We start from the raw sequence: 13,494 nt of genomic DNA, 5'->3' as shown, positions 1-13,494 counted from the left end.
TGTTGATTGGATTGGTTTAGCCAAAGTAATAATTTATTTTCTTTCAAACAACAAGCGTCTCCCGCTAAACCCTTCGATTAGCTTACCGTTTTCAAATACTAAATTACCAGAAACAATGGTATGAGTAATGGATGATTGAAAAGTATGTTCTTCGAAAGGCGACCATTGGCATTTCGATAAGATATTGGATTTGTTTACTTTGTAAGGTTTATTTAGATCCACTAAAACGAGATCTGCCCAATAGCCTTCTCTGATAAAACCGCGTCTTTCTACTTGAAAGCATAGAGCAGTATTATGTGCTGTTTTCTGAACGATTTGTTCTAGAGTTATTTTTCCTTGATGGTAGAAATCGAGTAAGGCTTGTAAAGCATGTTGAACTAATGGACCACCGGAAGGAGCTTGTGAGTATGGTCTTGATTTTTCTTCAAGGGTATGGGGTGCATGATCTGTAGCAATAACGTCAATTGTTCCATTTAATACAGCTTGAAAGATGGCATCACGATCATTGGCTGTTTTAATGGCTGGATTCCATTTAATGAAATTTCCCTTTTCTGCATAGTCCTCATCTGAAAACCAGAGATGGTGAATACATGCTTCTGCAGTAATTTTCTTTTCTATAAGTGGAATATCATTTCGAAATAGACTTAGTTCTTTTGCAGTTGAAATATGAAGGATATGTAGTCGTGTTCCATGCTTTTTAGCTAAGGTTGCAGCGGAGGAAGAAGATATGTAACATGCTTCTGCCGAACGTATTAGCGGGTGCATTTCTATCGTTAGTTCATCATACTCTTTTTGATATCTTGCAAGATTCGTTTTGATGGTTTCTTCATCTTCACAGTGAGTAGCAATTAGCAATGGAACCTGTGAAAATATTCCTTCCAGAGTTTTTTCATCATCAACTAGCATATTACCGGTAGAGGAGCCCATAAAAACTTTGACACCACAAACGGTCTTTGGGTTTGTACGTAAAACCTGTTCAATATTATCATTTGAAGCACCCATGAAAAATGAGTAATTCGCTATGGATTTGGTAGCTGCTATTTGATATTTATCTTCTAAAAGTTCTTGAGTTAATGCATTGGGGATAGTATTAGGCATTTCCATAAAACTGGTTGTTCCTCCGGCAACAGCAGCACGACTTTCGTGCCATATATCAGCTTTATGGGTTAAACCGGGTTCACGGAAATGAACCTGATCGTCTATTAATCCAGGTAATAAATGTAAACCTTCGGCATCTATGATTCGATCACTTTGGATATCAATATGGCTGTCAATTTTTTCAATAATTCCTTTATTTACTAAAATATCGGCTACTTTCTGTTGACCCTCGTTTACGATAGTTGCATTTTTTATTAGGATTCTGGACATGGTTTTTTTGATTTGATCAAGAAATTGAATTCAAAAATAACGATTTAGTGTCATTATGGCTAATTAACATCATTTAAACGTTAAAGTTTTTGAATGGAATTGCTATTTAAGGCTTTTATCTATCTTTGCAGCTATGTACAACTCTTTTGAGGATTTTAAACTAAACAGACAGCTATTAAATGCTATTGCAGAGGCTGGTTACACACAACCGACGCCGATTCAGCAAAAGGCAATTACTCCGATATTGGCAGGGCAGGATTTGATGGGGGTGGCACAAACGGGTACCGGAAAGACAGCTGCTTATGTTTTACCTATTTTAATGAAGTTGAAATATGCTCAGGGAGATGACCCAAGAGCATTGATTCTTTCGCCGACACGTGAGTTAGCGATGCAGATTGAAGCCGATATTAAGAGCTTGGGTAAATATACTGATTTAAGAACCGTAGTGCTTTACGGTGGCTTAGGGCCAAAAACACAGATTGAGAACCTGAAGAAAGGTGTAGATATCATCGTTGCAACACCTGGTCGTTTTTTAGATCTGTACTTAGCAGGGCATATTTTCTTGAAATCTATTAAGTTTCTTGTGTTAGATGAAGCGGATAAGATGATGGATATGGGCTTTATTAGCAAAATTCATCGGGTGTTAGAAGTAGTGCCTAGAAAGCGACAAAATCTTTTATTCTCGGCAACGATGAGCGAACTCGTTCATAAAATAGCTGGTGATTTCTTGGCGTTTCCTACAAAAGTTGAGGTTGATACGCAGGCTACACCTGCAGAAACTGTAGAGCAGTCACTTTATTATGTGCCTAATTTAAAAACAAAGATTAACCTCTTACACAACCTTTTGAATGATATCGATACATTTAATAGAATCATTGTTTTTTGTAAAACGAGAAAGGTAGCCGATAATGTATTTACTTTTTTGGAGCGTAAATATGGAATAGAAGATGTACGTGTTATTCACGCTAATAAAGGTCAGAATACACGCATTAACTCGATTACAGCATTTAAGGAAGGTGGATTAAGGATATTGGTAGCTACTGATGTTGCGGCGAGAGGTTTGGATGTTAGTGATGTTAGTCATGTTATTAACTTTGAGGTTCCGGTGGTTATTGAAGATTATGTGCATCGGATAGGCAGGACTGGCAGGGCATTGAAAGAAGGGAATGCAATCACATTCTGTGACCCTTCTGAAGAGTATTATCTTCGTAAAATAGAAAAGCTAATCAGACAAAAAATACCTGTAAAGGATATTCCTGAAGGTGTATTTATTGAAAAGACGGGTTATGAGGAAAGACAGATAATAGCAAGGGAAATTGACAATCAGAAGAGGAAGGATGATCCGGAATTTAAAGGTGCTTTCCATGAAAAGAAATTAGCCAATAGTCGTGCTAACGATGCTAAAGGAAAGAGTAATAACCCTCGGAAAGATGCTGGTAAGTCTTTTCATCGGGCGAATGGAAAATCCAAAAGGTTTGATAAGAAGAAATGAAACGTGTTACCCCTTTAAATATTCTGACAGCCGCCTTATTGATATGGTTAGGTTTCGGTTTATTGGATGACACGCTTGAGATGAGCCAGGCTTTATGGGTTCTATTGCTCGTTGTGATTGTTTTTATTGGTGATCAGGTATTTAGAATGTTGCTGGGTAGTTTAAAAAGAATCTGGATAGTACAAATGATATTTATTGCTATTACGGTAGCTACAGCTTTTGGAATTTGGTATATTAAGAATTAATAAGATTAGAATAATTTTTCAATGAAAACAGCAGAGATTAAATTAGTAGTAACATTGGACGATCAAAACGTTCCGGAAAATATAACATGGGAATCAACGGATGGGGAATCATCTGAAGCATTAGCAGCTAAAGCACTGTTTTTAGCTTTATGGGATCCGCATTATAAGAATTCTATGCGCATTGATTTATGGACGAAAGATATGCCAATTGATGAAATGAAGCGCTTCTTTTATGAGACTTTACAAACTTTAGGTGACACGTTTTTGCGTGCATCGGGAGATGATGAAATTGCAAAAGCAGTTATTGGTGATTTAAGAGATTACTGCGACCACTTTGCAGAAAAGATGGAAGTTACTCAAACGAAGTAATTAATTTTGTTTAACCGCTCGGAGCATTTCACGTTTACCTGGTGCTCCGGGTGCTTTTTCAATTGCGAAACCTAATGATTTCATAATGCGCTTTAGGTTTCCGGTTATAGCATAAGTTACAAAAACACCTCCTGTTTTTAAGTATGAGCAAACATGGGCTAGGGTTTCATGACTCCACATTTCAGGTTGGTGTATTGCTGCAAAGGCATCAAAGTAAATTATATCAAAATAGCTGTCTGATTTGTAGCTCGTCACATCGCATATGTCAATAAATAGTTTTCCTGACTTTGTGTTTATCTGTGAATGCATAGCATTTTCATAATTAACTAAAAACTCATTTCCGATTGGCGGAGAGATGTGTTTTATATTTCCTATTTGTATAAGAGTCTCTTTGCTTAGGGGGTTAAGCTCGATGCCGGTATAATCTAATCTAATGTTGGTTTCAAGACAATATTCGGCAGTTACCAAGTAGTTTAGTCCCGTTCCAAAGCCAATTTCTAAAACTGAAACAGCTTGCTGTGCTTGTTTGTTTAAAAAGAACTGGAGCCCTGACTTTAGAAAAACATGCTTACTTTCTTGAAGGGCACCATGAGTAGAATGGTAATGTTCTCCTATTTCTGGATTAAAGAGGGTAGAAGAGCCGTCTTCGGTTTTTACAACGTTCATTAAAGTACTTTTGATCCTCGTTCAAGCCAAACACTCCACCGTTTATTGTAGGCATGTATTTGTGGAGTTTGAGCACCTTGGTTTGTATAAACGGGATGACCCTCATTAACCCATTCGAAAATACCACCGTATAAATTGTAAACATGTTTATAGCCGGCCTTTATTAGCATTTCCGCAATTTTTTGAGCACGGTTTCCAACCGAACAATAAACTACAATGATTTGATCTTTAGGAATGTCATAAATGCTACGCATATCAAACCAAATGTAGCCTACATTTTTTGCATGTCTTAGATGACTTATATTAAATTCGTTTTCTTCACGTGCGTCTAATAAGGACAGTTTATTACGTTTAAGTTCGAGAAACTGAGCTATATCAATGGTAGGAATCTGTTTATTGTAAATCTTTTCTAATTCAGATTTGAATTCGGGGTCTATTGTTCTTTCTTCCAGTTGAAAGAGTGGAAAGAAAGTAAGGAGGATTAGAATAAAGCTGGGCATGCACAATTTAGCTTTTATATTGTTTGATATTTGTTCCCATATCTAAGACTTTAGCACCATTGAGCTTTAGTGATAAAATGCTGGAGCCTATAGCAGATCTTAAGCCACCGGCACAATGAACAGCTATAGGTTTGTTAGTCGGAATATGTTCTGTTGATTCACGTAAACGAGGTAATGGTATATGAATAGCACTTTCAAAAATGGTCATATTCTTTACTTCATTTTCATTTCTTATGTCTACAACGGTGAATTGGTCTGGATTATTATCGAACTCCTGCTTATTAAAGATATTTTCTTTTATGGATCCTGAGTCGTTCCAGAGAAGTCCGTTAACAGATTTTTCATAGCCAATTTTGGCTACTTTTTCCATAATTTGATGAAGATGCTCTTCGTCGTAACCAACTAGGTAAAAGGATTCACTTGGGTCAACAATAGAACCTAGCCAGGTTTCAAATTTTAGACTATCGGGTATATTGATTGCATTTTTATGATGTCCGGCCTGAAAATCGACTGCCTGCCTGGTATCTACTATCAGTACGGTTTCAATTAAATTTTCTTTATGAATTAGGTTAGTGGCTGCACGAATACTTTGTTCAAAAGATTCAAGTCCGGCTTTGTTTAGGGCAACGTTGTATTGAAAATATTTAGGAACCCATGGCTGGTCTTCGGTAATTAATTTGACAAATTCATTTTCAGACATATCCTGAAGAGCTGGATTTTCCTTCAATTCTTTACCGATGGTACTTTGTAATTCTGAACTGATGTTTTTCCCACATAGGGAACCCGGGCCATGGGCTGGGTAGATGATAACATCTTCAGGCAAGGTCATTATTTTATCACGAGTAGAACTGTAAAGATTTCGTGCTAGTTCTTCTGCTTTGGCTTTTATATTTCCTACATTCTCTCTTAAGTCAGGTCTTCCAACATCTCCTACGAATAATGTATCTCCAGTAAATAGAGCATGTTCTTTGCCATCCGGATCGATAACTAAAATAGATATACTATCTGGAGAGTGACCTGGTGTATTTATTGCCTCCAAGCTTATTTCTCCTAATTGGATATGATCACCCTGATCAAAAGCTTGGTGCGGATAATCCGCACCAACTAATTCGCTTGTATAAATTGTTGCACCTGTTGTATGATGAATTTCTAGATGAGAGCTGGTAAAATCGGCATGTGGATGTGTTTCTATTACCCCTACGATCTTAGCCTCATTATTTATGGCATATTCATAGTAGGGTCGTGGATCCCTTGCCGGATCTATTAGGACTATTTCTTTGTTACTTAACACTGCATAAGAGGCATGTGCTAATCCTTCATCATAAAACCGCTCTATCTTCATCATTCATCAAATTAATTTACCAAACTTTTATTCTGTCTTTTTCAGGAACAAATAATTTATCACCTTCCTGAATATTAAAAGCTTTATACCAGGCATCCATATTTACTATAGGACCAACAGTTCTGGCATCAGAAGGTGAGTGAGGGTCTACTACAATAAATTGGGCTGCAATTTCAGGACGGATGTTCATTCTCCATACTTGAGCCCAAGAAAGGAAGAAGCGTTGATCTGGAGTAAAACCATCGATTAACTCATTGGATTGTCCTTCCGGAGTTTTCTTAAAAGCTGCGTAAGCAATTGCTAAACCTCCTAGATCTGCTAAATTTTCACCTAATGTTAGACTGCCATTAACTTTGATTGTGTCTAGAACAGTGTATTTATTGTATTGTTCAACAACTTTATCTGCTCGCTCTTTGAACTTAGCAGCATCCTCTGTTGTCCACCAATCTTTTAAATTACCATCTGCAGCATATTGACGACCTTGATCATCAAATCCATGTGTCATTTCATGGCCTATTACAGCACCAATCCCACCATAATTGATGGCATCATCTGCTTCAAAGGCAAAGAAAGGAAATTGTAAAATACCTGCAGGGAATGCTATCTCATTATTTACAGGATTATAATAGGCATTTACTGTTGGAGGTGTCATACCCCATCGTGTACGATCAACAGGTTTGCCGTATTGGCTAACCATATAATCGTAGTTCCACTGATTAGCACGTTTTACGTTTCCATAAAAGTCGTCTGCTTTGATTTCTAATCCATCATAGGTTTCCCATTTGTCTGTATAGCCAATCTTAGGGGTAAATGCATTTAGCTTTTCCAAAGCTTTTTTCTTTGTTTCCTCGCTCATCCAATCTAAACCTTGGATGCGCTCAGCGAATGTAGTAGATAGGTTTTTTACCAGATCCTGCATTCTTTGTTTAGCTTCAGGTGTGAAATATTTAGCTACATATAATTGTCCTAATAGATCTCCAATGGAATTGTCAATTAGGGTAAAATTACGTTGCCAGCGGGGTGTAATTACTTTCTGACCACTAAGTACTTGTGAGAAAGCGAAGTTCGCATCAACAAAATCTTTACTTAAATAGGGAGCTGATCTTTTAAGAATGTTCCATTTCAGATATATTTTCAGGTCTTCTATAGGTGTATTCGCTAATAGTTTTCCCTCATCAATAAAGAATTGAGGATTATCTACAATAATTGAATCGGCACCATTTACCTTTAATTCCGGCAATATTTCTACCCAGTTAAAAGGTTCAGTACTTTGACTAAATTGTTCTAGCGAGAATTTGTTGTAAGTAGCAATTGGATCGCGCATTTCTACCCGGCTTTTTTGTGATTTAGCGAGTACACTTTCTATTTTCCAGATAGTATCAAAATTTCTTGCTGCTTGCTCTTCTGGTGAACCTGTTAGATTAAACAGTGTTGAAACATATTTTTTATAAGCTTCTTTAATGGTGTTATTACGATCGTTTGTAACTAAATAATAATCGCGGTCTGGTAATGTAATGCCTCCCTGTGATAGCTGAGGCATGTTTTTATTTGCATTCTTACTATCTTGATAAACGTAGAAATCGTAAAACGGACTAGTTTGACCGCTTGATTGTTGATGGTTTATTTCATTAATAATACCTTCCAAATTACTAATCTTATCAATTCTATTTAGATCTTCTGCGATTGGCTTTGCACCTACTTCTTCAATGGCGAGACTATCCATGGAGCTTTTAAAGAAATCTCCTACACGCTGTTCTATACTTCCGGGAGCAGCATTGGTATTGGAGGCGGCTTCCTCAAGTAAACCTTTTACGGCTTGTGCATTAAACTCACGTAATTCATTAAAACTTCCCCAACGGGTTTCTTTATCGGGAATCGGATTGTTTTTCATCCAAATACCATTTGCATAATGGAAAAAGTCATCTCCCGGTCTTACTGTCGTGTCCATATTAACAGGATCAATGAATTTGTCTGGTATGTTTGAAACTTTTCTGGATTCCGGGCGGGCACATCCATTTATGGTAATAAGGACTATCCCACAATAAATTAATGATGCGTATTTCATAGATTGTAGATTGATGTTTTTATAGATTGAAATGTAAGGGCGAAGTTAATAAACAAAATACTATTTTTGTCTTTCTTACGAATATTTGAAACATGAGCTTAACGAAAACGTACAATCCAAACGATACAGAAGATAAATGGTATACCTATTGGTTAGAGAAGAAATTTTTCCGTTCTATTCCGGATGAGCGTGAACCTTATACCATTGTGATGCCACCTCCTAATGTGACGGGTGTATTGCATATGGGCCATATGTTAAATAATACCATTCAGGATGTGCTGATTCGAAGGGCTAGAATGCAAGGAAAAAATGCTTGTTGGGTGCCTGGTACTGATCATGCTTCTATTGCTACTGAGGCAAAGGTTGTAAATATGCTGAAGGAACGGGGAATTGATAAAAAATCAATTAGTCGGGAGGAGTTTTTGGAATATGCCTGGGAATGGAAAGAGAAATTCGGTGGTATTATTCTGGATCAATTAAAGAAACTAGGAGCCTCTTGTGATTGGGACAGAACACGATTTACGATGGATCCGGATTTGAGTGAATCGGTTATTGATACTTTTATTCATTTATATAGAGAAGGGTATATATATAGAGGGATAAGGATGGTAAATTGGGACCCAATGGGCCAAACTGCTCTTTCTGATGAAGAAGTAATTCGTAAAGAGGTTGACCAGCGTTTGTTTTATTTACGCTATCCGATTGTCGGTTCGGATAATGAGTATTTAATAATTGCTACTACTCGTCCCGAAACGATAATGGCTGACGCGGCGATATGCGTAAATCCCAATGATCCGCGTTATCAACATTTGAGAGGAAAGAAAGTAATTATTCCTTTAGTGAACCGTGAGATTCCGATTATTGAGGATGAATATGTGGAGATGGATTTCGGAACAGGTTGTTTAAAGGTTACACCTGCGCATGATTTAAATGACTTTGAGCTTGGACAAAAGCATAATTTGGAAGTCATTGATATTTTAAACGATGATGGTAGTTTAAATGATAAGGCTCAGATTCTTATTGGCCAAGATCGTTTTGCTGCAAGAAAGAATATCATTACTTTATTGGAAAGTGATGGTAAGATTGAAAAAATTGAGAATTACAAGTCGCAAGTTGGGTTTTCAGAGCGTACGGATGCTGTTATAGAACCAAAATTATCTATGCAATGGTTTTGCAAAATGGATGAATTAGCAAAACCAGCACTTGACTATGTGATGATTGGAGAAGTGAATCTTATTCCCGATAAATTCACTAACTCATATAAGCACTGGATGGAAAATGTGAAGGATTGGTGTATAAGCAGACAATTGTGGTGGGGACAACGTATTCCGGCCTGGTTTAATAAAGATAATGAATGGGTTGTTGCTAAAACAGAGGCTGATGCTATAATAGAATTTGAAAAGGAGGGAAAGAGTGTCGAAGGAATTGTGCAAGAAGAGGATGTATTGGATACCTGGTTTTCTTCAGGTTTATGGCCTATTTCTGTGTTCGATGGTTTGAAGAATCCGGAAGGTGCAGATATTAACTATTATTATCCAACCAATGATTTGATTACTGCTCCTGAGATTTTGTTTTTCTGGGTAGCAAGGATGATGATTTTCGGGCATGAATTTAAGAATCAGGCTCCTTTTAAGAATGTATACCTGACTGGGATTGTTCGGGATAAATTAGGTAGGAAGATGTCTAAATCATTAGGCAATTCCCCTGATCCACTTGAGTTAATGAAATTGTATGGAACAGATGGTGTAAGAGTCGGAATGCTGCTTTCATCTCCTGCAGGAAATGACTTAATGTTCGATGTCTCTTATTGTGAGCAGGGAAGAAACTTTGCAAATAAAATTTGGAATGCTTTCCGCTTGGTCAAAAGCTGGGAGCTAAATGATGAGAAAGCTTCTGCTGCTGATTTGAAGGTAGCTAAATGGTTTGAAAGCAGATTTAATTCTGTGTTGGTAGAAATTGAAGATCATTTTGATAACTATCGTTTATCTGATGCCTTAATGGCAACTTATAAGTTAATATGGGATGACTTTTGTGCCTGGTATCTGGAATGGGTTAAACCACCATATCAACAATCGATTTCAAAAGAAACTTTTGAAATAACACGATCGTTTTTTGAGCGTATTTTAACTTTGATACATCCATTTATGCCATTTATAAGTGAAGAGTTATGGCATGATGAATTATTTGGTGAGCGCAGCGAATTGGATTGTTGTATTGTTGCAACTTATCCAAAATCACAGCCTTTCGACCAATCTATTTTAAAAGAGTTCAAACAACTTCAGTCTATTATCACTGAGATTCGTAATATAAGAAATGCAAAACAAATCTCACCGAAAGAGCCTTTACCTCTTTTCTATAAGGAAGGTTCTACGGTTGATTATAAAGATTGTGAGTTTTTGATATCTAAATTGGCAAATTTAAGTGAGCTGACTCTTGTAAAAGAAAATCCTACTAGTGCAATTAGTTTTTTAATTGGTAGGGATGAATTCTTTGTACCCATTAGTCAGAATGTTGATCCTGAAGCTGAAAAGGAACGGATTCAAAAAGAAATAGAATATTTAACTGGTTTCTTAAAATCGGTTAATGCTAAACTTTCTAATGAACGTTTTGTTCAAAATGCTAAACCGGAAATAGTTTTGAATGAACAGAATAAAAAAGCTGATGCAGAAGCTAAGCTTACCTCTTTAATGGAGAGTATAGCAAGCTTGTAGAAGCTGGTAAAAGAGAAAGCCCGAAATGTGTTAAACATTCCGGGCTTTCTCTTTATATAATAATTAGATTTCTATTTAAACCATTCGGCAACTTCTTCTTTGCTAGGCATTGCAATGTCAAGCTTCATTTTTTTACGTAATCCACCTAAATCATTGAAAACTTTATTGGCATTTGCAGACTTCAATGCTTCAATGGTATTTAAACCCATTTTTTGAAGAACAGGAACCCAAGCAGTTGGGATACCTTCTTTCTCATAATCTTCTACAGATGCAACTTTTGCGATTTTTTCTGGTCGCATTTGTGGGAAGAAAAGAACATCTTGAATACTGGCCTGGTTGGTCATTAACATGGCTAAGCGATCAATTCCAATTCCGATTCCGGATGTAGGAGGCATTCCATACTCCAAGGCACGTAAGAAATCGTAATCGATAAACATGGCTTCATCATCACCCCGTTCCATTAGCTTTAATTGATCTTCAAATCTTGCTAACTGGTCAATTGGATCATTAAGCTCTGAATATGCATTTGCTAATTCTTTACCATTGATCATTAGCTCGAAACGTTCAACAAGACCTTCTTTGGTTCTGTGTTTTTTAGTCAAAGGACTCATTTCTACTGGGTAGTCTATGATAAAAGTAGGTTGAATGTAATGTTGCTCACATTTTTCACCGAAGATTTCATCAATAAGTTTTCCTTTACCCATACTTTCGTCGGCTTCGATATGTAATTGTTTACATACATTGCGAAGTTCAACTTCGTTCATTTGACTTACGTCAATCCCTGTATGTTCTTCGATTGCATCGTAGATAGAGATTTTTTTATAAGGTGCTGCGAAGTTTATTTCTTTATCGCCAACTTGTAAGGTAGTTTTTCCGTTGGTAGCAATTGCGATGGTTTCAAATAACTTTTCAGTAATATCCATCATCCACAAATAATCTTTATAAGCTACGTAAAATTCTAATACAGTAAATTCGGGATTGTGGGTACGATCCATTCCTTCGTTTCTGAAGTTACGGCTGAATTCATATACCCAATCAAAACCACCAACAATAAGGCGTTTTAAATAAAGTTCGTTTGCGATACGTAAATATAGAGGGATATCTAAAGCATTATGATGTGTGGTGAATGGTTTTGCAGCAGCCCCACCAGGTATGCTTTGCAAAACTGGTGTATCCACTTCTAAAGCACCTTCTTTATTCAAGAATTCACGAATAGCAGTTTTAATGGCAGACACTTTAACAAATGTTTCTTTAACCTGAGGGTTTACTACTAAATCAACATAGCGTTGACGGTAACGAAATTCAGGATCTGTTACAGCATCAAAAGTTTTTCCATCTGCTGATTTTACAACTGGAAGAGGTTTTAAGGATTTAGATAAAATTGTAAGTTGTTCAGCATGTATAGAAATCGTACCTGTTTGTGTAATAAAAACGAAGCCTTTAATCCCGATGATATCACCAATATCAAGAAGTTTCTTGAAAACGGTATTGTAAAGGGTTTTATCTTCAGTAGGAGATAGCTCATCCCGTGTTAGATATACTTGGACTCTTCCTGTTGAATCTTGTAATTCTATAAAGGAAGCACTACCCATTATACGACGGCTCATCATCCTTCCTGCAATACTTATTGACTTGAAGTTTTCAGGATGCTGTTCGAAGTTTTCAGCAATAGATTTCGCAGTGGTATTAATGTCATATGATTCAGCCGGATAAGGATCTATACCCAGGTTTATTAAAGAATTAAGGGCTTCACGGCGTAATATTTCTTGTTCTGAAAGTTGAATACTCATTATAAAATCGAATTTGCGCAAAAATACATATTTTAATCGTATTCATTCAAAATTCAGATCTAAGTGATTTGTAAATAAATTTTCGGCACATTATCAGATATATTTTTTGTTTTTGTAGCGTCTAATCTTATTAAACGTTCTTACTTTATTTAAACTTTATCCGGTATAAATAATATTTAAAGGATATAGTAAATAGTTTATGAATAATTTAGTTTATGAATAATTTTTAAAAAGGTTAACAAATCAAATCAGTATTTTATGGTGCTTTGATTAATTAAGCCGAATTTTGTCAAAGTTTAAATTTTGAACTTATACTAATTTCATTTGTGAGTGAGCCTGTTGTAATTTCTAGAGACGAGCATGTGCCTAATCTTTTTTGGGCAATAAATGCATGCGCCAGAAATAATGATGAGCGCGCAAAAGAATTGATTTATCGGAAATTGTATGGTTATATTAATGCTGTCATTAGCCGTTATATTAAGGATATACATGATACGGAAGAATTGGTCAATGAGACCTTTATAAAAGCCTTTAAGGCTATTCATACGTTTTCTTATACAGAAATTGAAGAGGAAAAGGTAGAGAAGTTTTTTTATGGATGGTTAGGACGAATTGCCGCAAACCTTTCTATTGACCATTTAAGATCTAAGAAACGACTTCGATTAAAGGATGATAACGTTTCGGAGGCAGATTTGAGAAAGGTTTATATTGCGCCGGTGAATAATTTGGAAGTGCAGGATATACTGAAACTAATGGACCAATTGCCCGATGTTCAAAGGATCATTTTCAATTTATATGAAGTGGAGGGGTTTAGTCATCAGGAGATTGGGCAACAGTTAAAAATTCCTGAAAGCACTTCAAGGACTTACCTGACACGCGCAAAACAAAAATTACGATCACTTTACAGCCAGTTAATGGATATAGATAAAAAGAATAATTAAAGGTT

General features: G+C 36.4%; 11 protein-coding genes. 5 read left to right on the top strand and 6 right to left on the bottom strand.

Features of this window, described 5'->3' with window-relative positions; translation table 11 throughout:
* Nucleotides 1-33 precede the first annotated feature (33 nt).
* Nucleotides 34-1,368 carry a dihydroorotase gene (locus tag VL047_RS07440; RefSeq protein WP_325359470.1) on the bottom strand — a complete coding sequence of 445 codons (1,335 nt, stop codon included), beginning with the start codon at nucleotides 1,366-1,368 and terminating at the stop codon, nucleotides 34-36.
* 133 nt (nucleotides 1,369-1,501) lie between these two features.
* Between VL047_RS07440 and VL047_RS07435 the strand changes: the two genes are divergently transcribed.
* Genes VL047_RS07435 through gldC form a run of 3 tightly spaced genes read left to right on the top strand, consistent with a single transcriptional unit; the run spans nucleotide 1,502 to nucleotide 3,474 of the window.
* Nucleotides 1,502-2,860: a DEAD/DEAH box helicase gene (locus VL047_RS07435; protein ID WP_325359469.1), complete on the top strand. Its 1,359-nt coding sequence runs from the start codon at nucleotides 1,502-1,504 to the stop codon at nucleotides 2,858-2,860.
* Entirely contained in the window at nucleotides 2,857-3,105 is a 249-nt protein-coding gene (locus tag VL047_RS07430; RefSeq protein ID WP_325359468.1) for a hypothetical protein, read from the top strand. The genes VL047_RS07435 and VL047_RS07430 overlap by 4 nt, the downstream gene beginning before the upstream one ends.
* 21 nt (nucleotides 3,106-3,126) lie before the next feature.
* Nucleotides 3,127-3,474: a gliding motility protein GldC gene (gldC, locus tag VL047_RS07425; protein WP_325359467.1), complete on the top strand. Its 348-nt coding sequence runs from the start codon at nucleotides 3,127-3,129 to the stop codon at nucleotides 3,472-3,474.
* Here the strand turns inward: gldC and mnmD are convergent, their stop codons facing one another.
* The 4 genes from mnmD to VL047_RS07405 are packed head-to-tail and all read right to left on the bottom strand — an operon-like array spanning nucleotide 3,475 to nucleotide 8,047.
* Complete coding sequence (gene mnmD / locus VL047_RS07420) at nucleotides 3,475-4,140, bottom strand: tRNA (5-methylaminomethyl-2-thiouridine)(34)-methyltransferase MnmD (RefSeq protein WP_325359466.1); 666 nt, start codon at nucleotides 4,138-4,140, stop codon at nucleotides 3,475-3,477.
* Nucleotides 4,140-4,640, bottom strand: a complete 501-nt coding sequence (locus VL047_RS07415; RefSeq protein ID WP_325359465.1) for a rhodanese-like domain-containing protein — start codon at nucleotides 4,638-4,640, stop codon at nucleotides 4,140-4,142. Before VL047_RS07415 ends, mnmD begins: the two co-directional genes overlap by 1 nt.
* 7 nt (nucleotides 4,641-4,647) lie before the next feature.
* The gene (locus tag VL047_RS07410) at nucleotides 4,648-5,985 is read right to left on the bottom strand and encodes a rhodanese-like domain-containing protein (protein ID WP_325359464.1); all 1,338 of its coding nucleotides are present in this window, start codon (nucleotides 5,983-5,985) and stop codon (nucleotides 4,648-4,650) included.
* A gap of 13 nt (nucleotides 5,986-5,998) precedes the next feature.
* Complete coding sequence (locus VL047_RS07405; RefSeq protein ID WP_325359463.1) at nucleotides 5,999-8,047, bottom strand: M13 family metallopeptidase; 2,049 nt, start codon at nucleotides 8,045-8,047, stop codon at nucleotides 5,999-6,001.
* A 92-nt stretch (nucleotides 8,048-8,139) separates the two neighbouring features.
* On the opposite strand from VL047_RS07405, the gene VL047_RS07400 reads away from it, so the two are divergent.
* Nucleotides 8,140-10,758: a valine--tRNA ligase gene (locus VL047_RS07400; protein WP_325359462.1), complete on the top strand. Its 2,619-nt coding sequence runs from the start codon at nucleotides 8,140-8,142 to the stop codon at nucleotides 10,756-10,758.
* Between the two features lie 71 nt (nucleotides 10,759-10,829).
* On the opposite strand, the gene lysS is transcribed toward VL047_RS07400, so the two are convergent.
* A complete protein-coding gene (gene lysS, locus VL047_RS07395; RefSeq protein ID WP_325359461.1) occupies nucleotides 10,830-12,548 on the bottom strand; it encodes a lysine--tRNA ligase in 1,719 nt (572 codons plus the stop codon).
* 326 nt (nucleotides 12,549-12,874) lie between these two features.
* Between lysS and VL047_RS07390 the strand changes: the two genes are divergently transcribed.
* Nucleotides 12,875-13,489 (top strand): RNA polymerase sigma factor, encoded by a 615-nt coding sequence (locus tag VL047_RS07390; protein WP_325359460.1) that lies wholly within the window; start codon nucleotides 12,875-12,877, stop codon nucleotides 13,487-13,489.
* Nucleotides 13,490-13,494 lie beyond the last annotated feature (5 nt).

The organism is Albibacterium sp. (genome assembly GCF_035514885.1).
Lineage (GTDB): Bacteria > Bacteroidota > Bacteroidia > Sphingobacteriales > Sphingobacteriaceae > Albibacterium.
This window is presented reverse-complemented; position numbering and strand designations above follow the sequence as displayed.

Excerpts from the sequence above, each read along its gene's own strand:
- VL047_RS07415 (WP_325359465.1), bottom strand. The coding sequence starts at position 4,640 with ATGCCCAGCTTTATTCTAATCCTCCTTACTTTCTTTCCACTCTTTCAA.
- VL047_RS07440 (WP_325359470.1), bottom strand. The coding sequence starts at position 1,368 with ATGTCCAGAATCCTAATAAAAAATGCAACTATCGTAAACGAGGGTCAA.
- VL047_RS07410 (WP_325359464.1), bottom strand. The coding sequence starts at position 5,985 with ATGATGAAGATAGAGCGGTTTTATGATGAAGGATTAGCACATGCCTCT.
- lysS (WP_325359461.1), bottom strand. The coding sequence starts at position 12,548 with ATGAGTATTCAACTTTCAGAACAAGAAATATTACGCCGTGAAGCCCTT.
- VL047_RS07435 (WP_325359469.1), top strand. The coding sequence starts at position 1,502 with ATGTACAACTCTTTTGAGGATTTTAAACTAAACAGACAGCTATTAAAT.
- VL047_RS07430 (WP_325359468.1), top strand. The coding sequence starts at position 2,857 with ATGAAACGTGTTACCCCTTTAAATATTCTGACAGCCGCCTTATTGATA.
- VL047_RS07405 (WP_325359463.1), bottom strand. The coding sequence starts at position 8,047 with ATGAAATACGCATCATTAATTTATTGTGGGATAGTCCTTATTACCATA.
- gldC (WP_325359467.1), top strand. The coding sequence starts at position 3,127 with ATGAAAACAGCAGAGATTAAATTAGTAGTAACATTGGACGATCAAAAC.
- mnmD (WP_325359466.1), bottom strand. The coding sequence starts at position 4,140 with ATGAACGTTGTAAAAACCGAAGACGGCTCTTCTACCCTCTTTAATCCA.
- VL047_RS07400 (WP_325359462.1), top strand. The coding sequence starts at position 8,140 with ATGAGCTTAACGAAAACGTACAATCCAAACGATACAGAAGATAAATGG.